At 70.4% G+C, this 18697-nt stretch carries 16 protein-coding genes; 9 read left to right on the forward strand and 7 right to left on the reverse strand.

Features of this window, described 5'->3' with window-relative positions:
* Positions 1-129: 129 nt before the first annotated feature.
* The 4 genes from KME78_RS46120 (at position 130) to KME78_RS46135 (ending at position 6380) form a co-directional block, all read left to right on the forward strand.
* Entirely contained in the window at positions 130-1242 is a 1113-nt protein-coding gene (locus KME78_RS46120) for an exonuclease SbcCD subunit D (RefSeq protein WP_219536294.1), read from the forward strand.
* Positions 1243-5487 (forward strand): AAA family ATPase, encoded by a 4245-nt coding sequence (locus tag KME78_RS66700; protein ID WP_219536295.1) that lies wholly within the window; start codon positions 1243-1245, stop codon positions 5485-5487. It begins immediately after the preceding gene.
* A gap of 84 nt (positions 5488-5571) precedes the next feature.
* Positions 5572-6180, forward strand: coding sequence for a hypothetical protein (locus tag KME78_RS46130; RefSeq protein WP_219536296.1), 609 nt, complete (start codon positions 5572-5574; stop codon positions 6178-6180).
* Between the two features lie 2 nt (positions 6181-6182).
* A complete protein-coding gene (locus KME78_RS46135; RefSeq protein WP_219536297.1) occupies positions 6183-6380 on the forward strand; it encodes a hypothetical protein in 198 nt (65 codons plus the stop codon).
* Between the two features lie 12 nt (positions 6381-6392).
* Here KME78_RS46135 and KME78_RS46140 read toward each other — a convergent pair whose 3' ends face one another.
* The gene (locus KME78_RS46140; protein ID WP_219536298.1) at positions 6393-7298 is read right to left on the reverse strand and encodes a hypothetical protein; all 906 of its coding nucleotides are present in this window, start codon (positions 7296-7298) and stop codon (positions 6393-6395) included.
* Between the two features lie 538 nt (positions 7299-7836).
* On the opposite strand from KME78_RS46140, the gene KME78_RS46145 reads away from it, so the two are divergent.
* From KME78_RS46145 to KME78_RS46155, 3 genes are all read left to right on the forward strand, one after another.
* On the forward strand, positions 7837-8766 hold the full coding sequence (locus KME78_RS46145; protein ID WP_219536299.1) for a dihydrodipicolinate synthase family protein: 930 nt from the start codon (positions 7837-7839) through the stop codon (positions 8764-8766).
* A 378-nt stretch (positions 8767-9144) separates the two neighbouring features.
* Positions 9145-9735 (forward strand): hypothetical protein, encoded by a 591-nt coding sequence (locus KME78_RS46150; protein WP_219536300.1) that lies wholly within the window; start codon positions 9145-9147, stop codon positions 9733-9735.
* Between the two features lie 190 nt (positions 9736-9925).
* Entirely contained in the window at positions 9926-10210 is a 285-nt protein-coding gene (locus KME78_RS46155) for a hypothetical protein (RefSeq protein ID WP_219536301.1), read from the forward strand.
* 53 nt (positions 10211-10263) lie between these two features.
* On the opposite strand, the gene KME78_RS46160 is transcribed toward KME78_RS46155, so the two are convergent.
* The 6 genes from KME78_RS46160 to KME78_RS46185 are packed head-to-tail and all read right to left on the reverse strand — an operon-like array spanning position 10264 to position 16300.
* Positions 10264-11046, reverse strand: a complete 783-nt coding sequence (locus tag KME78_RS46160) for a FadR/GntR family transcriptional regulator (protein WP_219536302.1) — start codon at positions 11044-11046, stop codon at positions 10264-10266.
* Complete coding sequence (locus tag KME78_RS46165; RefSeq protein WP_219536303.1) at positions 11043-12179, reverse strand: ABC transporter ATP-binding protein; 1137 nt, start codon at positions 12177-12179, stop codon at positions 11043-11045. The genes KME78_RS46160 and KME78_RS46165 overlap by 4 nt, the downstream gene beginning before the upstream one ends.
* Positions 12176-12985 (reverse strand): carbohydrate ABC transporter permease, encoded by an 810-nt coding sequence (locus KME78_RS46170; protein ID WP_219536304.1) that lies wholly within the window; start codon positions 12983-12985, stop codon positions 12176-12178. The genes KME78_RS46165 and KME78_RS46170 overlap by 4 nt, the downstream gene beginning before the upstream one ends.
* On the reverse strand, positions 12982-13842 hold the full coding sequence (locus KME78_RS46175; RefSeq protein WP_219536305.1) for a carbohydrate ABC transporter permease: 861 nt from the start codon (positions 13840-13842) through the stop codon (positions 12982-12984). Before KME78_RS46175 ends, KME78_RS46170 begins: the two co-directional genes overlap by 4 nt.
* A gap of 11 nt (positions 13843-13853) precedes the next feature.
* On the reverse strand, positions 13854-15158 hold the full coding sequence (locus KME78_RS46180) for an extracellular solute-binding protein (protein WP_219536306.1): 1305 nt from the start codon (positions 15156-15158) through the stop codon (positions 13854-13856).
* Positions 15159-15187: 29 nt separating this feature from the next.
* The gene (locus tag KME78_RS46185; protein ID WP_219536307.1) at positions 15188-16300 is read right to left on the reverse strand and encodes a cellulase-like family protein; all 1113 of its coding nucleotides are present in this window, start codon (positions 16298-16300) and stop codon (positions 15188-15190) included.
* 131 nt (positions 16301-16431) lie between these two features.
* On the opposite strand from KME78_RS46185, the gene KME78_RS46190 reads away from it, so the two are divergent.
* Together KME78_RS46190 and KME78_RS46195 are read left to right on the forward strand one after the other, a co-directional pair.
* On the forward strand, positions 16432-17640 hold the full coding sequence (locus KME78_RS46190; RefSeq protein WP_219536308.1) for a mandelate racemase/muconate lactonizing enzyme family protein: 1209 nt from the start codon (positions 16432-16434) through the stop codon (positions 17638-17640).
* Entirely contained in the window at positions 17637-18695 is a 1059-nt protein-coding gene (locus tag KME78_RS46195; protein WP_219536309.1) for a zinc-dependent alcohol dehydrogenase, read from the forward strand. Before KME78_RS46190 ends, KME78_RS46195 begins: the two co-directional genes overlap by 4 nt.
* Positions 18696-18697 lie beyond the last annotated feature (2 nt).

Raw genomic sequence — 18697 nt, forward strand, 5'->3', positions numbered from 1 at the left:
CAAGGTGCCACGGCCAGTGCGCATCGGCCTCCCCATGTGGGTGATTTGCCCGCTGATCTTTCAGCCTACTCCCGTGTTCTGTGACCCAGGGGACCACATTTGTCGGTGGGAACTGTTAGCTTCCTGCGAATGCGGATCCTGCACACCTCCGACTGGCACCTGGGGCGATCGTTCCATCGCGAGAGTCTGCTCGAAGGCCAGGCCGCGTTCATCGATCACCTGATCGAGACGGTGCGCGCCGAGCGGGTCGACGTGGTGGTGGTGTCGGGCGACGTCTACGACCGCGCCCTGCCGCCGGTCGACGCGGTCGCGCTGTGCGGCGACGCGCTGCGCCGCCTGATGGGCACCGGCGCCCGCACCGTGCTCATCAGCGGCAACCACGACTCGGCGCGGCGGCTCGGGTTCGGCGCCGACCTGATCGACGCCGCCGGAGTCCACCTGCGCACCGACCCGTCCCGCGCCTGGGAGCCGATCGTCGTGGACGACGTCGCCTTCTACGGCATCCCCTACCTGGAGCCCGAGCTGGTCCGCGGCCCGTGGGAGCTGCCCGACCGCAGTCACACCGCCGCGCTGTCCCACGCCATGGCGCACGTACGAGCCGACGCCGCACGACACCGCCGATCCGTCGTCCTGGCCCACGCCTTCGTCACCGGGGGAGAGGCCAGCGACAGCGAGCGCGACATCAGCGTGGGCGGGGTGGCGCACGTGCCGCTGTCGGCGTTCGACGGGGTCGACTACGTCGCGCTCGGCCACCTGCACGGCCGCCAGCGGATGTCGGAGACGGTCCGCTACTCCGGCTCGCCCCTGGCCTACTCCTTCTCGGAGGTCAACCAGAAGAAGGGGTCGTGGCTGGTCACGCTCGGCTCCGCCACCGTTGACTTCGTACCCGCGCCCGTGCCCCGTCCGGTCGGCCGCCTGCGCGGCCTGCTGGAGGATCTCCTGACGTTTCCGGAATATGCCGCCTTGGAAGACCACTGGCTCCAGGTCATCCTGACCGACCCGATCCGCCCCAAATCCGCCATGGACCGGCTGCGCGCCCGCTTCCCCCACACCCTGGCCCTCTCCTTCGAGCCCGCAGGCGGCGCTCCCGCCGCCCAGCCCGCACGGCTCAGCGGGCGGCCCGAGGCGGACGTGGCGCTCGATTTCGTCCGGGAGGTACGCGGCGAGCCTGCCGCACCTGACGAGGAAGACCTGCTAAGACAGGCGATCGAGGCATCCCGGGTGAAGGAGACGATGGCGTAGATGCGGCCGCACCGGCTCTCGCTCACGGCCTTCGGGTCCTTCCCCGGTTCGGAGACGGTCGACTTCGACGCGCTGACCGAGGCGGGCCTCTTCCTCGTCCACGGACCCACGGGCGCGGGCAAGACCACGATCCTCGACGCCCTCTGCTTCGCCCTCTACGGCCAGGTCCCGGGCCAGCGCAACAGCGCCCGCGCGCTGCGCTGCGACCACGCTCCGCCGTCCGTGGGGCCCTCGGTCGCGCTCGAGGTGTCGGTGCGCGGCCGTTTACTGCGCATCCAGCGTTCTCCGGTGTGGCAGCGGCCCAAGCTGCGCGGGGCCGGATTCACCGAGGAGAAGGCCAAGGTCATCGTCGAGGAGCGGGTCGGCTCCTCCTGGCACGGCCTGACGACCCGCTCCGACGAGGCGGGGGACCTGGTGGGCGGGCTGCTCGGTATGAACGCCGACCAGTTCTGCCAGGTCGCGATGCTGCCGCAGGGCGACTTCGCCAGGTTCCTGCGGGCGGATGGGGATGACCGGCGGCGGCTGCTGGAGCGGCTGTTCACCGTGAAGGTGTTCACCCAGACGGAGTCCTGGCTGGCCGATCACCGCAAGACGGCCTGGCGGGAGCAGCAGGAGCTGCGACAGCAGGTGGACTTCGCGATCCAGCGCCTGGAGGAGGCGGCGGGCGACCTCACACCGACCGCCATCACGACGCCGGACGCCACCGTCCCGCCCGGCTCCGACGCAGAGCCGCCCGACGTGGACACCGACCCGCTCGGGTGGGCCGGAGCGCTGCTCGCTGCCGCCCGCGCCGTCGTCGTCCGTACCACCGACCAACACGAGGCGGCGGGGCACGCGCTGCGTTCGGCGCGTTCCCGCTTCGAGCAGGCGACGTCGCTGGCCGACCGCCAGCGCCGCCACGCCGAGGCCCTGACACTGCGCCGCACCCTCGACGAGCGAGCCGAAGAACGCGCCGAGCTCCAGGCCATCCTCGACGACGCCGCCCGCGCGGACCGCGTACTCCCGCTCATCCGAGCCGCCCGCCAGCGCGCCGAAGCCGCCGCCAAGGCCCACGCCCTGGCCACCGACGCCGTCGCCCGCGCCCACCCCCTCCTGAGAACCCCCACCTCCACGCGTACGCCCGCAGCCGCCCCCACCCCCTCCAACGACGCGCCCGCCACCCCCTCTGCCCAGATCCCCGCCGCGCCCGCCGCGTACCGCGTTGATCGGCCGCTCGAAGGCCCGCCCGCCCACGCGCCCGCAGTCGCTTCCACCCCCACGCGAGCGGCCTACCCCGTTGACTGGCCACTCACCGATCCCTCCCACGCACCCTCAGACGAGGAGGGCATGTCCCACCGCGACGCTCCGGCGCCGCCTCGGGGGGCGAGTCTGGTCGGACGGGTCGAGCCCGAGCGGCTTCGCGCCATGGAGCGGGACCGGCAGGCGGAGATCGCCCGCCTGTCCGAGCTGCTCACTGAGGAGGCCAGACTGCTGGTGGTCCGACGGGACCTCCGGCGCGTCGAGGAGGAGCTGACCGGGCTGGTCGCCGAGGACGAGAGAGCCGCCACCCGCCTCGCCGCCCTGCCCGCGCTCGTCGAAGAGGCCGAACGGAAGCTGGCCCAGGCCCGGCTGGACGCCGCCAGAATCCCGGCGGCCGAGGCCGTACGGACCGCGGCGGCCGAGCTGATCGGCGTCGACCGGGAGCTGTCCAGGCTGGCCATGGAGCTCGAGGAGCTGACCCAGCGGGAGGCCGAGGTGGCCGCCGCCGACGCGGAGCTGCCCGCCCGGCTGGCCGACGTCAACACCCGCCTGTCCGAGGTACGAGCCGAGGCGGCCGCCATCCCCGCAGCCGCCGCGACCCTGGAAGCCGCCAGGGCCGTACGAGATGCCGCCCACCGCGGTGAGACCCTCGCCGCCGAGCTGGAATCGGCCGCCGCCGCGCACCAGTCCCTCGTGGACCGGGCGCAGGGCCTGCGCGAACACTGGCTGGACGTACGGCAGGCACGCATCGACGGCATGGCCGCCGAGCTGGCCCGCGACCTGTCCGACGGCAGCCCGTGCGCCGTGTGCGGCTCCGACCACCACCCCCACCCGGCCTCACCCGCCCCCAGCGCCCCCTCCGCCGACGACGAGCAGGCGGCGGAGAGCGCCCACGAAGCGGCCCTGTCCGAACGTGAGGCGGCCGAACGCGCACTCGCCTCCCTCGAATCCCGCCACACCGACGCCGTGTCAGCCGCCGGCGGCCTCGACCCCGGCACCGCGGAGTCCGCGACCCTCCAGGCACAGGAGCAACTGACCCGCCTGGAGTCGATCGCCGAACGCGAGCCCGCCCTGGCCGCTGAACTGGACCGCATCGAAACGGAACGCGACCGCGTCCGCGACCAGTCCCGCGACCTCGGCGAACTCCTCACGGCCCACCGCACCCACCGCACCCACTTCCAAGCCGAACGCACCCGCCTCGTCACCCGCCTGATCCAGAGCGGCCTCCTCGACACCCACGTCCCCACCACCGACACCGGCCGCCTGGGCACCGGCACCGGTCGCCCGGATACCGGCACCGGTCGCCTCGCCACTGACACCGTCGGCCTGGACGCCGGTCGCCCCGCCACTCACACCGGTCGCCCCGCCACTGACACCGGCCGACCCACGGGGTCCGCCCAGCCCGACTCCCAAGTCGACCTCCGGACAGAGGACGGGGCTGACGGCTCAGCGCAGGGTTGGACCGATCGGGGCGTGGCCTCTGGCGAGGTGGCCGACGGTGGTGGAGCGGAGGTCGGTCCTGAGTGGGCATTCGTCGTCCACCCCGACCCCCGAGCGGACGTCAGGGCGGAGGACGGATCCGATGCCTCGAGGAGCGAGCGGGGCGCGGTCTCTGCCTGGTCGGTTTCGGTCGGCGATGGCGAGGCCGAGGACGGGTCCGATGTCTCGGCGCAGGCCGGCGGAGGTGCCGCTTCTGAGGGGACGGTTCCCGGTGATGGCCGGGGAGCGGAGATCGGTCCCGAGTTGGCGCCGGTCGTGTTGGCGGCGGCCGAGGAAGAGTTGAGGAGGCTTCGGGCGTCGGCCGGGTTGGAGGCCGGGCTGGCGCGGGAGGCCGCCGGGCTCAGCCAGGAGCGGGTGGCGCTGGAGGAGCGAGTCCGCCGCGTGAGCGCCCGCCTGGCGGCCGGCCGTACCAGACACGAGGAGCTCAGCGGCGACGCCAGCCGCCTGACCGCGCGGCTCGACAGCGCGCGCGGCGACGACTCGACGCTCACAGCCCGCCTGTCCAGGCTGAACGACGAGGCCGAGCTGCTGCGTGAGGCCCTCGAAGCCACGCAGGCGGCTGTCGCCGCCGAGGCCGAGCGGGTCAGGGCGGTGGAGGCGGCCGGGCGGGCGGCTCTGGAGGCGGGGTTCGACGACGTCGCCGACGTGGAGAGCGCCGCCAGGACCGAGTACGAGCGGGACGGCAAGGCGGAGTTGCTGCGGCGGCTCGACGCGCAGCACGCGGCCGTGACCAGCACTCTGGCCGATCCCGAACTGGTCGCCGCCGCACAGCAGGAGGCACCCGATCTGACCGCCGCCGAGGCGGCACGCGATGCGGCCGAGCGGGCGCACACAGCACTGGCCTCGGCCCGCGACCAGGCCACACAGCGTGAACGGCGGGTGGCGGAGCTGGGGGCGGAGCTGGCAGAGTGCATCGACCGGTGGCAGCCCGCCGCCGACCGGCACCGGCTGGCCGAGCGGCTGGCGGCGCTGGCCAGCGGCACCTCGAGCGACAACCAGTGGAGCATGAGCCTGTCGTCGTTCGTGCTCGGCGAACGGCTCCGGCAGGTGGTCGACGCCGCCAACGAGCGCCTCGACCACATGTCGGCCAGACGCTACCTGCTCCGGCACGACCTGCGGAAGACGGCCGGGGCCAGAGGGCGTTCCGGGGGCGGGCTGGGGTTGCGGGTGGCGGACGGGTGGACGGGCGTCGATCGCGATCCGGCCACGCTGTCGGGCGGGGAGAGCTTCATCACGTCCCTGGCCCTCGCGCTCGGCCTGGCCGATGTCGTCACCGCCGAAGCTGGCGGGGCGGAGATCGGCACGCTCTTCGTGGACGAGGGCTTCGGCACGCTCGACGAGGACACGCTCGACGGCGTACTGGACATCCTCGACGGGCTGCGTGACGGAGGCCGGGCGGTCGGCATCATCAGCCACGTCGCCGAGCTCCGCTCCCGGGTCCCAGCCCAGCTCAGGGTCTCCAAGACGCGCACCGGATCCACCCTGTCGGCGGTCGGCGTGGGCTGACGATCTCCTGCTCCGCATGGCGTGCGAGAGGGTCGGCGTAGGCTGACGATCTCCCGCTCCCCGCAAGGCGCGGTACTCTCGGGCGTGTCAGAAATCACTTCCGCACCACCACCGTTACCGGTGCTCACCCGGGTGCTGATCGGCCCCCCGGGATGGGTGCTGCATTCACTGGTCGCGCTGGCCGGGCTGATCATACTGAGCAATTACAGTCTGCCTGGCGGCGGCGACTTCATCCGCTTGCTGCTGGCGCTCTCGATCGCGCTCGGGACCACCATCGTGTGGACCGCCCGTTTCGGGGTGGGTCTGCTGCGTTCGGACGGCCGTCCCAGGTTGCGCGAGCGCTGGCTGCGCTGGGTGACCGCCCCGATCATGGGGGTGGCCGTGATCGGGCTGACGTACTTCGATGTGCCGTCCACTGCCCGGTTCGCGCTGTCCGAGTCGAGCCTGGAGGACTTCGCGCGCACGGTCGCCGCGCAGCCAGAGGACGCGGAGATCGGTGACACGTGGGTGGGCCTCTATCCGCTGACGGAGATCGAGCCGAACGAGGGCGGGGCGCGGTTCCTGGTGAGTGGCACCGGTTTCCTGGACCACTACGGGTTCGCCTGGAGCCCGAAGGGGCCGCCGCCAGAAGAGAGCCACACGAGATACACGCACATGGACGGCCCCTGGTACCTGTGGGTGAGTAGATTTTGAGAGTGCCCGGTAAGCCGTCCCTGTGGATCTTCGTGGCCGTCGCGCAGTTGGTCCCCGCCTACTTCATCTCAGGTGACTTCGTCCTGCGGTTGGTGCCGGTCGTCGCGCTGGTCGCCGTGGTCGCCGCCGTTATCCGGGCCTACCAGGACGCGGCCCTGATCCAGGCCGCGGAAGATCGGACCGGGGCCGCGGAAGACTGACGGCGCGGTGTCTCAGCGGGGAATCGGCAGCACGCGGTCGGGGCGATCCTGCCGGTACGCCTCGCCATCCGGATAGATACGCCACGAGTCGCCCGACGCCAGCAGTATCGGGCTCGTCCATGCCTCGGTCGGCCGGGGAAGCTCCATGCGCCGGACCCGTTCCGATGCGTCCCAGATCAGCAGTCCGCGTACGTTACCGAGCAGATTGATCTTGGTCGGATCGTACAGCGGATGGTCCCACAGGCCGCCGACCTCGGCATGGACGAAGCGGTCGTCCAGCCATTCGGCGAACTGCTCGCACAGGGGACCCAAGTCCGGGTCACACGGCACCGGCACCGGCTCGCCGTCGACCCAGAGCAGCGCGCCGATCCAGTTCGGTCCCTGAAGCAACAGGGCCTGATGCCGGAGGTCGGGGGAGAAAACCAGACGGATCGTGCTCTTGCCCGTCTCGTCGAGGTAGTTGAACGCACACCGCTCGTCCGAGAACTCGAAGCCGAGCTCCCGATAGTCGGCAAGTGTCATCCCGGCCGGTACCGTGGGGTACGGCTGCGTCCATCCGTCCCGGCCGCGCGCCGCGATGCGCCCGGCCTCGCCCATCCACGCCCACATCGACAGGGCCCGCGCCGGATCGTCGCCCAAGGACCTTGTGGTGAAGCGATGCTCCAGCCAGTGCGCCAGGGACGCGCGCTTGACGGCGCCGTCGAGATCGACCGGCATCGGCGCCCGGCGGCCGTCGATCCACAACAGCGTGCCGCGCGCTTCGAGCAGCACGGCCTGGTGCCGCGCGTCCGCGGAGAAGTAGACGCGGAACGTGACGCCCGCGCGGGAACGCCTCAGGTATCTGCCGTACGGCCGAAAGCCCGCGCCCACGCAGTCCTCGACGGTCAAGCCGGTCGGCGGGGCGGCGGGCTCCGCCACGGCACCGTGTCCGTGCCGTGTCGCGACGGGCCCGGCATCGTCCACCCATCGCCTCAGCGCCTCAGGACTCATCCCGGCCAGCCGCTGCTGTCACACTCCACATCCTGGTTGAAGCGCTCCCCACGGATGATTCCGGAGGATTCCAGCCGTCCCAACCTTGCGGCTACACACATGGTCGCGACGCTGTTGCTTGGCGGTTCACCTTCTGGCCCCGTCTGCGCGGGTTTCCACGCCCCAGCCCGTGATCCCGTTCTGGGTGACGCGGGATCCGCCCTCCCGGCGGCGGGTAGGAACTGCAGTGGCCTCACTCGCGAGCTTGGTTATCACTCACGTGTTCGACCATGACCGACTCTACCTGAGCGGGATGCGCTGCCGTAGCCTGTTCCCGCCCATACACGCTCGCGCCCTGGCGGGCACTCCCGCACCGGGCTTACCCCCATGCCTGAAGCCCAGGGGTCCGCGCCCGGCATTCATGATCGCTCCGACCCTGTGGGGCCAGTGGTTTGGTCGTTCCCGTTCCGTGCCTATATTTCGATCTATGCCGTCCTTTCTTACGCGCAAAACCCTCGGTGGCACGTGGGGCACCGTCCTGCTGCCGCTCCGCCCCGACGACTCCATCGACTTCGCCCGGCTGGCCGACGAGCTGGACCGGCTGGCCGCCGTGGGCCTGGACGGCGTGTACGCCCACGGCACGGCGGGAGAGTTCCACGCGCTGACCGACGAGGAATACCAGCAGGTCAACGAGCTGCTCGCGGAGCGTTGCGCCGGCCTGCCGTACCAGATAGGCGCCAGTCACATGAGCGTCACCACGTGCCTGCGGCGGGTGGAGCTCGCCCGCGAGTTCCGGCCCGGGGCCATCCAGGTGATCCTGCCTGACTGGGCGCCACCGTCGCCGGCCGAGGTGGTGACCTTCCTCGAGCGGGTCGCCGAGGTCGCCGACCCCGTGCCGCTGGTGCTGTACAACCCGCCGCACGCCAAGACCCGCCTCACGCCCGCCGACTTCGGCCTGCTGGCCGCCCGGATTCCCGCGCTGGTCGGGGTGAAGGTCGCGGGCGGCGACGCGGGGTGGTATCGCCAGATGCGGACCGAGGCGGCCGACCTGCCGGTGTTCGTGGCCGGGCACACCCTGGCCACCGGCATGGAACTGGGCGCGGCGGGGTCCTACTCCAACATCGCGGCGTTCAGCCCGACGGGCGCCATGGCCTGGCAGCACCTCATGCGCACCGACCCGGTGGCCGCGCGCGAGGTGGAACGCCGGATCGGCCTGTTCTTCGCTGAACACATCCAGCCACTCGCCGCCGAGGGCTACGCCAACCCGGCACTCGACAAGTTCCTGGCCTATGTCGGCGGCTGGGCGGACATAGGCACCCGGGTCCGCTGGCCCTACCGCTCGGTAGACGAGCACCACGCCGAACGACTTCGCCCGATCGCCAGGACCGCCCTGCCGGAGTTGTTCCCCGCGCCGTAGCGCCCCGGGGTGCCGTCGCCGATAGCCGTCGGGTATGACGGTTTCGACGAGCGAATGGACGCCCATATGCGAAAGTTTGCGGACTGGGGAAAAGCCTGATTCGTTCGCGGCCATTATGACGAAAGCATGCTGTTGAGGGAGTTGCAATCCGCTATCGATCAGCGGCTCTGCGCTGGCAGAACAGAAAGTTATTCCTGTTGTTTATGTCAATAACTACACGCTTAGGCGAGATGTAATAGTTGCTTGACTTGTATGGCGTGAGTACCGTCGCCCCTGCCATCCAGAAAAGGATGCTTCACCTGTCACCCGGACGGGAGCCGCTTCCCAACGATCCCCCGTCCGAGGGCACCATTCGATGCGCAAGGGAGCTTACCTGCCATGCCAATCAAATGCACCCTCTTAGGGGCGACCACGATCATCACGCTCGGAGCGCTGGGCGCCTCGCCCGCATACGCCGACGATCCACAGCCACTCCCCGGGAATCCCGATGTCGTAGTCGGCTACGACAACGAGACAGAGGTGTTCCGCGCCAAGGCCGGTCCAGTCGAGACGCGAGCGTGTCACCGGGGCGACCACCACTACGAGGTAACGAGCTACAGCAACAGTCACAAGGCGATCGGGGCGCGGCAGTCCAACCACAATGGCACGCCCAACGTCATCACTTCGACCTTTTCCGCGACCGTGAGCGGAACCGTATCCATGACCTGGAGCGCGAATGTCAGTGTGAAGGTGGACAGGCTCATCGCCGGCGCGGAGTTGGGCACCGGCGTCAACCTGAGCGCGAGCCTGACCGCCTCTCTGGGCAACAGCGTCTCGGTCTCCACTCAACCTCGCAAAACCGTAACCGCCACGTACGGCGTCTGGCGCAAGAAGACCATCGGCACGTACACGATCTGCGCCGTACGCATGCAGAGAGGGGTGAAGGCGTGGACTCCATGGAGGGTCGGCTGGTACGTCGTACAACATTGAGGTGGACATGAGAATCCGGCAGATGGCGCCCGTCACAGCGTCTCTCATCCTGGCCTGCACGGTGGCTTCCTGCACCTTCGAGCCTCCGACGGCCCGGTCATCGCAACGGGATGCCGCCTCGCCGGACAATCCATCCCAGACCGGTCCGTCTCAGACTGAAGCGAGTACCGGTTCGCTGCGGGTGCCGAGCATGGACGCAGGCACCAAGTCCCTGCTTGCTGCGGGGCCGGCCAAGGGATCTCGCCAAGTCGGCGTCATCCCCGGCGGTAAGGGGAGCGTCTGGGTGCTGTTCGACTGCCGGGGGGCGGGTAAGGCGGAGATCATCGTGGAGTCGGTGGTGAACATGCCGTTCACCTGTTTGGCGAAGTCGCTCACTCCCACCCTGAACAAGCTCGATCTCAAGTCCAAGAAGGCGCTGATGATCCGTGTTCAGGCCCCCGACTCGGTCGAATGGGCCTTGCGGGTCACACGGTGAGGCTTCAGGGCCGCCTCACGCGGCCCTGGGGCACTTGCCACTCCCGGTGCGCTTCAGACGAGTGTGGGGTCCGCCGGTATGTTGTCGCCGAACGGGGTCTCGGCCAAGGGCGCCGCGAGCTGGTGTTCGACGACTTCGGCCAGGTTGGTGTCCAGGTCTGGGCCGTAGAGCTCCTCGGCGAGGTCGAGGTGGCGGCGCATCGCTTCGCGGGCGCCGTCGGGGTCGCGGTCGAGGATGTGCTCCAGGATCACGGTGTGCAGGGGTTCGCCGGCGGCGCGGACCTCGCGGTCGCTGAGGCTGCGCAGCATCAGGCCGTAGGTGAGGTCCTGGATCGCGGTGAACATCATGTGGATGACCGGGTTGCCGGAGGCCCTGGCGATGGTCTCGTGGAAGGTGAGGTCGACGCGGGCCCTGGCGTGCAGGTTGCCCGGCTGGGCGAAGAGCTGGTGGATGCGGAGCAGGTCGGTGCGGTCTTGTTTGGTGGCGTTGGTCGCGGCCAGGCCGGCGGCCTCGGTCTCCAGCATGACGCGGGCGCGCATGAGCTGCCGGGCGGTGACGCCCGCCGCGCGGGCCGCGAGGTTCATCGGCCGCATCAGGTTCTCGGCAGTGTAGTGGCGGACGAAGCTGCCGCGTTTCGGCGAGACCTCGACGAGCCCGCGTTCCTGCAGGGCCTTGAGCGTCTCCCGGATGACGGGACGGCTGACGGCGAACTCGGTCGCCAGGTCGCGTTCGGACGGCAGCCGGACCCCGGGGGCCCAGCCTCCGGTCAGGATCCGGTTCTCGAGTACGGCGATGAGCGTACTCAGGTTCGTCGCCGACGCACGCCCAGCGGTCATGCCGACCACGGTAGCGGCTGGCCGTCGGCGGCGAGTTCGATGCCGTGCCAGCACGCCCGCCCATCCGGGCCGAAGAGGTGAAGATCGGTGAGCGGCACCTGGAAGGTCGCGTGCTCTCCGTCGCGCGGTCCGGTGCGGGGCGGGAGACGGGCGACGATGGGCCGTCCGGTGCTGTCGCGCAGGTGGAGGATGCTCTCGTTGCCGAGGTTCTCCCGGTACGACACGGTCGCCGCCAGCGGACAGGCGGGCGTCCCGTCGTCGACGCGGGCGTGGACCGACTCGGGCCGGAAGCCGATCCGCACCGACTCCGGGAGGTCCGCCGGCAGGCCCTTGCGCGGCAGCCGCCACTTCAGCTCGCCGCTGGTCAGCTCCACTTCGTCCTCGTACGGGTGCGCGGTGGCGTCGAGCAGGTTCATCCGGGGGCTGCCGAGGAACGTGGCGACGAACACGGTGGCCGGCCTCTCGTAGATCTCGCTCGGGGTGCCGATCTGCGCGAACTCGCCCTCGTTGAGCACCGCCACCCGGTCTCCCATGGTCATGGCCTCGACCTGGTCGTGCGTCACGTACAGGACCGTGCCCCGAGTACGGCGGTGGAACTCGATGAGCTCCGCGCGCATCTGCACCCGCAACGCGGCGTCCAGGTTGGACAGCGGTTCGTCCATCAGGTACGCGGCCGGCTCCCGGATCATGGCGCGGCCGAGCGCGACCCGCTGACGCTGACCGCCGGAGAGCTGCCCGGGCCGCTTCTTGAGCTGGTCGGTGAGCCCGAGGGCCTCGCCGGTGTCGGCGATCCGCTGCCGGATGACGTCCTTCGGCACGCGGTGGGCGCGCAGCCCGAACGCCAGGTTGCCTTCGACGCTCAGATGCGGATAAAGGGCGTAGTCCTGGAAGACCATCCCGATCCCGCGGTCGCCGGGGTGGGCGTGGGTGACGTCCCGCCCGCCCACCGTCACCCGGCCGGAGCTGACCGGCTCGATGCCGGCGACGATGCGCATCAGCGTGGACTTCCCGCACCCGGACGGACCGACGATCACCAGGAACTCCCCGTCCTGGACGTGCAGGTCGATGTCGGCGAACAGCACCTGCTGGCCGTAGCGCTTGGTGACCTGCTCGACGCGGATGCCGTCGGTCATCGTTTGACTCCTCCGAGAGTGAGGCCCGAGACGTAGTAACGCTGCAGGAAAGAGAACAGGACCAGCGGGGGCAGGATCGAGATGAGCGCCGCCGCGGTCTGCAGGTGGTAGACGATCCCGTGCTCACCCTCGAAGGACGACAGCGCGAGTGGCAGCGTCCACAGGTCCTGCTCGCTGGCCGCGATCAAGGGCCAGATCAGGTTGTCCCACTGCGCGAGGAACTGCAGCAGCAGGACGGTGAGCAGCGCCGGTCGCAGCAGCGGTACGGCGATGCGGAGGAAGATGCGCAGCTCACTGGCGCCGTCCACCCGCGCGGCGTGCAGCATCTGCACGGGGATGCCCAGCGCGAACTGCCGGACCAGGAAGACGCCGAGCGCGCTGGCGGCGAACGGCGCGATCAGGCCCTGATAGCTGTTGAGCCACCCGATCTCGCTGAGCATGACGAACACCGGGATCATGACGATCGCCGGGGTCAGGGACAGCGCGACGACCACCAGGTTGAGCAGCGCGGCCCGGCCGGGGAAGCGCAGCCGGGCCAGCGCGTACCCGGCGGCCGCCGAGATCGCCACGTCGAGCACGGAGACCGCCGACGCGATCAGGAGGCTGTTCATCAGGTAGCGCGGGAACCGGCCGTCGGTCATGATCTGGCCGATGTTGTCGAACAGCGCGAACCCGTGGAACCCGAGCCCGGACAGGTCGCCGTCGTCCGGCGCGGACGCGAGCACGACCATGGAGTAGAGCGGGAGCAGCATCAGCGCCACGAAGCCGATGAGGGCCACGGCGGTGAGTGACCGGCCGATTCTCATTCCTCGTCACTCCTGACCAACGTGAACTGGGTGAAGGCGAAGATCAGCAGCACCACCAGCAGGACGATCGCGATCGCGGACGCGTAGCCGAACCGGGAGTAGGAGAACGCGTTGTTGTACAGGTACAACGGCAGCACCTGGGTGGCGTTGACCGGCCCGCCCTTGGTGAGCAGGTAGGCGGGCACGAACGACTGCATGGCCCCGGTGACCGCCACCACGATCACGAAGGTGAAGGTGCGGCGCAGCAGCGGCACGGTGACCAGGAAGAAGGTACGCAGCGTGCGGGCGCCGTCGATGGCCGCGGCCTCGAAGACGTTGGCCGGCAGGGCCTGCAGCCCGGCGACGAAGATGATCACGTACAGGCCGACGTACTTCCAGATGACCATCACGAGCAGCGCCCAGATGGCGTAGTCGGAGTCGGTGAGCCACGGCCGGGCGCCGACCCCGGCCGCGCGGGCGAGCGCGTCGGCCAGACCGCCGGTCGAGTAGATCACCTGCCACAGTACGGTGGCGCCGACCAGCGGCATCACCGCGGGAATGAAGATCAGCCCGCGCAGCCAGGCCCGGAACCGTCCGGGTTTGGCCAGCGGCACGGCCACCACCAGAGCGATCACGATCGTCGGGCCCACGGCGAAGACCGTGTACAGCAGGGTCACCCCCGCGCTGCTCCAGAACTCGTCGCTCGTCACCATCTCGCGGTAGTTGTCGAGCCCGACCCATTGGGGGGTGCCGGAGAGGTCGTAGGAGGTGAAGCTCAGGTACAGGGCGGCGAGCGCGGGCAGTGCCCAGAAGAGCACGAAGTACACGATCGCCGGGGCGGCGAGGCCCGCGCCGGCGCGGGCCTCGACCGTGGTCATGGAGCGGGCTCTCACTTGAGAATCCGCCCCACCGCGTCGTCGAACGCGGTCGCGGCCGTTCTGGCGTCCTGCTTCTTGTGGATCACCGATTCGAGCGAGTCGAGCAGCGCCTTGATCGTCTCGGTCCACTGCGGCAGCACCGGGCCGAAATCGGTGTACGGGATCTGCTCCTCAAGCTGCTGGCTGGCCTTGTCGCTCGCGCTGGGCAGCTTCTGCCAGCCGGCCGTCGGGGTGACCAGGCCGGTGGCGGACAGCTGCTGGTTCACGTTGTCGCCCTCGGTGAGCCAGTTGATGAAATGCCAGGCGGTGTACGGATTTTTCGCCTTCTTGGCTACCATCCAGCCCCAGGAGTAGCCGGCGGCCACCTTCTCCTTGCCCGCCCAGCTGGGCACGATGGCGCTGTCGAAGGTCTTGCCCAGCTTGGCCTCGGGGTTGATGGCCGGGATGAGGCTCGAGGTGAACCGGCCGGACATCAGCATGGCCGAGGTGCCCTTGGCGAACAGGCCGAACGCGCCGACCGGATCGCTCAGCTTGGGATTGCCGAGGCTGCCGTAGTATTCGAGCGCCTTGATGCCCTCCGGCGTGTTCAGCGTGCCGCGCCGGGAGCTCTCGTCGATGATCTGGCCGCCCAGTCCGCGGATCAGCGGGATGAAGTTCAGCATCGCCCAGATGTTGTCGGCGAGCTGCCACTGGAGCCCCACCTTGGAGGCGTCCGCGTTGGTGAGCTTCTGGCTGTACTCGGCGATCTGCTCCCAGGTGGTGGGGGGCTTGTCGGGGTCGAGCCCGGCCTGCTCGAAGCGGTCGCGGCGGTACCACAGGTGGACCGAGTTGAAGTCGATCGGCGTGCCGTAGACCTGGTTCTCGTAGGTCAGCGCGGCGAACGCGTTGGCCTCGAACCTGCTCTTGAGCTGGTCGAGGGAGCCGGCGCCGAAGTCCGCCGGCGCCAACGGCGCGAGCTGCCCCTTCGACGCCCGCTCGGCGAGCGTCCAGGCGCCGACCTTGATCAGGTCGGGCGGTGCGCCCGTGGTGAACGCCGTGGAGAGCTTGGTGTCGAGGTTGGCGATGGGGACGTACAGCGGCTTGATCGACACCTTCGGGTACTTCTTCTGGTATTCGGCGATCTTGGCGTTGAAGTACTTGGTGTTCGCGGGCTCTTCATGCATCCAGACGACGACCTGGCCCTGCGGCCCGGCCTTGCTGGAGCCGACCGGCTGGTCGGCGGACCCGCACCCGGTCAGGGTCAGTTGGCTCACTGCGCCACCGAGGGTGAGCAGGGCGGCGCCACGGAGCAGGTCTCGACGGGGGATGGCACTCATTGTGCGGTTCCTTCCACAACACAGGCCGTTCAGGGAACGGCGGTGAACTCGGTTACCCCCGCGTGGATGGCGTCGGTCATGCTCCGGTGCCAGGCCACGTCCTTCCACATGCCGATGAACTGCGGCCCGCAGAAGTTGCTGGTCGCCAGCGCCTCCCACCGGCCGGTGGCCAGCGCGGCACGTACCCCGACCTCGCACAGCTCCTTGATCCAGCCCCAGTCGCGGCCCGGCCCGTCCTTGTAGTTCACGATGGCCCAGCACTCGGTCGTCACCAGCGGCTTGCCGGCCGACCGCGACCACCCGGCGACGCGCTCGATGTGGGCGGTGAGGCCGTCGGCCCAACGCCGCGGGTCCGACCGGTAGAGGCGTTCGGCCGGGCCGGACAGCGCCTGGTAGGCGTGCGGGTCGAACTGGGAGTGCTCCAGGTCGTAGCCGATCTCGGTGTAGAAATCGGTGGCCTGCGGCGTCATCCAGACGTGCGGTTCGAGCAGGTCCAGCTCGGTGAGGTCCTCGCCGTCTGCGCCGGTGGTCTCGGTGGCGACGGACAGCGTGTAGCGGTAGCGCGGATGCGCCGCGCGCAGGGTGGCGATGGCCTCGCGCGTCCAGCCCCGCACCACCTCCTCGGCCCGCGACAGGATGACGGCGTCCGGGTCGTTCCCGTACAGGAACGGCGCCCACATCGGGATCGGCCACTCGTTGACCAGGTCGACGAAGTAGATCGCGTCGGCGAGACCCGCGTTCTCGATGGCCGACAGCGTGACGTCCCAGACGCGGGCCAGGTCGGCCGCGGTCCGGATCTGGGATCGGGTGTCGAGCTCGTCCCGGCGGAACCAGGAGGACAGCGCCACCCGCAGGCCCCGGGTCGCGCAGGCCTGGATGAACTCCAGCAGTTCGGGCAGCACGCGCACGGACACGGGCTCGGTCGCGCCCCACGCCTCGAAGTGCCAGACGGGCAGCAGGCGCCAGGTCCGCCGCGGATCGGCCGCCACCAGATGGGGGAAGGCGTCGATGCGCACCGCGTCGTAGCCGCGCTCGACGAGCTCGTCGAGGGCGCGGTCCCAGTCCTCGTAGCCGGCGCCGTCCCAGCGCCGTTCGAGCCAGGAGAAGTCCCACATGGTGATCGCCAGGGGTCTGTCGGTCAACGTCATAGCCTCAACATCCGTCCCGACTGTGGTCTTACCAGATTGCAAGAGCCTTGCTGGTAGAAGCATTACTGTCAAGAGTCAATTGTTTCTTGCGGATTACTGGTCTTACCAGATAACGTCCTGGAACCATGACTACCCGAGCGGCCGTGCGCGGACTGGAGACCATCCGCTGTTCGATTCAGCCCAACGTGCTGCTGGTGCGGCTGCACACCGACGACGGGCACGCCGGCCTCGGCGAGTCGTTCTTCGGTGCCGAGGCGGTCGAGGCGTACCTGCATGAGACCGTCGCCCCACTCCTGGTCGGCGCGCCGCTGCCCGGCCCGGAGCGGCTGCGCCGGCTGCTCACCGGCCATGTCGGCTTCCAGGGCAGCGGTGTGGAGACCCGCGGCAACGGCGCGGTCGACCTCGCCGTATGGGACCTGCTCGGCAAAATCTCGGGGCAGCCGGTGTCCACCCTGCTCGGCGGGCCGTACCAGGACAGCCTGCCCGTCTACAACACCTGCGCCGGCTCCGCGTACATCAAGAACGAGTCGCGCCAGGCCGTGTCCAACTGGGGGCTGGCGACGGCCTCGCCGTACGACGACCTCCAAGGCTTCCTGGAGCGGCCGGCGGAGCTGGCCAGGTCCCTGTGGGACGAGGGGTTCCGGGCGATGAAGGTGTGGCCGTTCGACCAGGCGGCCGAGCGCACCGGCGGCACCCGGCTGGACCGGGCGGAGCTGCGTACCGGTCTGCGGGTGCTCGACGAGATCAAGAACGCCGTGCCGGAGATGGAGGTCATGGTCGAGCTGCACGGGCTCTGGAGCCTGTACGCGGCCGTCGGCCTGATGCGGGAGCTGGAGAGGTTCGCCCCGTTCTGGGTTGAAGATCCGCTGCGGTCGGACAGCCACGACTCCTACGCGACGCTGCAGGCGGCGACGTCCGTGCCGCTGGCCACCGGCGAGACGCTGACCGGGCAACGCTCGTTCCGCGGGCTGCTGGAACGCTCGGCGATCCGGGTGGCGATCATCGACATGGGCTGGTCGGGCGGGCTCACGGAGGCACGCAAGATCGCCGCGCTCGCCGACTCGTACGACATCCCGTTCGCGCCGCACGACTGCACCGGGCCGATCTCCTTCGCGGCCTGCGTCCACCTCGCCCTGAGCCAGCCCAACACGCTGGTGCAGGAGAGCGTGCGGGCGTTCCAGCACACCTGGTACCAGGAGCTCGCGACCGGCCTGCCGCAGGTGGAGAACGGCACGGTGCGCCTGGACGGACGACCGGGACTGGGGGTGGAGCTCGTCCCCGGCCTCACCGAACGCGCCGACGTCACCACCCGGCTGTCCGGGAGCCGGTCGTGAGCCGGCCGCCGATGAGGGCGCTGCGCTGGTTCGGCCGCGGCGACGTGCGGCTGGTCGACACCGAGGTGCCCGTGCCGGGTCCGGGAGAGGTCCTGATCGCGGTCACGCTGTGCGGCGTGTGCGGCAGCGACAGCGAGGAGTACCGGTTCGGGCCGGTCGTGGTGCCGGTCGAACCGCACCCGCTGACCGGCCGGACCGCGCCACTCACCCTGGGGCACGAGGTCGTCGGCGTGGTGGCGGAGGCCGGTCCCGGCGTGGCCCTCGACCCCGGCACCCCGGTCGTGCCGGATGTCGTGCTCGGCTGCGGGCGGTGCTGGTGGTGCGCCCGCGGCGACTACCCACTGTGCGAACGTGGCGCGGCACTCGGGCTGCAGGCCGACGGCGGGCTGGCGGAGTACCTGGTGGCGCCCGCCGCTCGCTGCGTCCCCCTGCCCGACGGCATGCCCGCCGCCGTGGCCGTCTTCGCCGAGCCGGCGGCGGTCGCGGTCCGCGCGCTCGACAAGGCCGGTGACGTGTCCGGGGCAGTGGTCGCGGTGGTCGGCGCCGGGGCCGTCGGCCTGCTGGTCGCCCAGGTGGCCAGGTGCCGCGGCGCGGCGACGGTCGTCGCGGTCGACCCGGACCCGGGCCGCCGCGCGCTGGCCCGCTCCTGCGGCCTGGCCGGCGTGGCGCCCGGCTCCGCCCTCGATGCCGTACGCGAACTGACCGACGGTCGTGGCGCCGACGCGGTGGTGGAGTGCGCGGGGCCGGCGGCCGCGGTGGAGAGCGCGCTGTCGCTGTGCCGGCGCGGCGGGACCACGGTCCTGCTCGGCGTGTCACCGGAGCCGGCCGCCCTTCCCACGCTGGACGTGGTGCTCGGCGAGAAGCGGATCGTGGGCTCGGCCTCCCACCGGTGGGACACCGACCTGCGGGCCGCGGTCGCCCTGCTGCACGGCAGGCACGTCCGCGTCGACCAACTGCCCGTCCAGACCGTCCCGCTCTCGCAGGCCGTGGCGCGCGGCCTGGCCGACCCGCCGCGCGACATCGTGAAGACGATCGTCGACGTGGCCGCGTTCTGATT

This window comes from Nonomuraea guangzhouensis (assembly GCF_019396345.1).
Classification (GTDB): domain Bacteria; phylum Actinomycetota; class Actinomycetes; order Streptosporangiales; family Streptosporangiaceae; genus Nonomuraea; species Nonomuraea guangzhouensis.

Excerpts from the sequence above, each read along its gene's own strand:
- KME78_RS46120 (WP_219536294.1), top strand. The coding sequence starts at position 130 with ATGCGGATCCTGCACACCTCCGACTGGCACCTGGGGCGATCGTTCCAT.
- KME78_RS66700 (WP_219536295.1), top strand. The coding sequence starts at position 1,243 with ATGCGGCCGCACCGGCTCTCGCTCACGGCCTTCGGGTCCTTCCCCGGT.
- KME78_RS46145 (WP_219536299.1), top strand. The coding sequence starts at position 7,837 with ATGCCGTCCTTTCTTACGCGCAAAACCCTCGGTGGCACGTGGGGCACC.
- KME78_RS46150 (WP_219536300.1), top strand. The coding sequence starts at position 9,145 with ATGCCAATCAAATGCACCCTCTTAGGGGCGACCACGATCATCACGCTC.
- KME78_RS46155 (WP_219536301.1), top strand. The coding sequence starts at position 9,926 with ATGGACGCAGGCACCAAGTCCCTGCTTGCTGCGGGGCCGGCCAAGGGA.
- KME78_RS46160 (WP_219536302.1), bottom strand. The coding sequence starts at position 11,046 with ATGACCGCTGGGCGTGCGTCGGCGACGAACCTGAGTACGCTCATCGCC.
- KME78_RS46165 (WP_219536303.1), bottom strand. The coding sequence starts at position 12,179 with ATGACCGACGGCATCCGCGTCGAGCAGGTCACCAAGCGCTACGGCCAG.
- KME78_RS46170 (WP_219536304.1), bottom strand. The coding sequence starts at position 12,985 with ATGAGAATCGGCCGGTCACTCACCGCCGTGGCCCTCATCGGCTTCGTG.
- KME78_RS46175 (WP_219536305.1), bottom strand. The coding sequence starts at position 13,842 with ATGACCACGGTCGAGGCCCGCGCCGGCGCGGGCCTCGCCGCCCCGGCG.
- KME78_RS46180 (WP_219536306.1), bottom strand. The coding sequence starts at position 15,158 with ATGAGTGCCATCCCCCGTCGAGACCTGCTCCGTGGCGCCGCCCTGCTC.
- KME78_RS46190 (WP_219536308.1), top strand. The coding sequence starts at position 16,432 with ATGACTACCCGAGCGGCCGTGCGCGGACTGGAGACCATCCGCTGTTCG.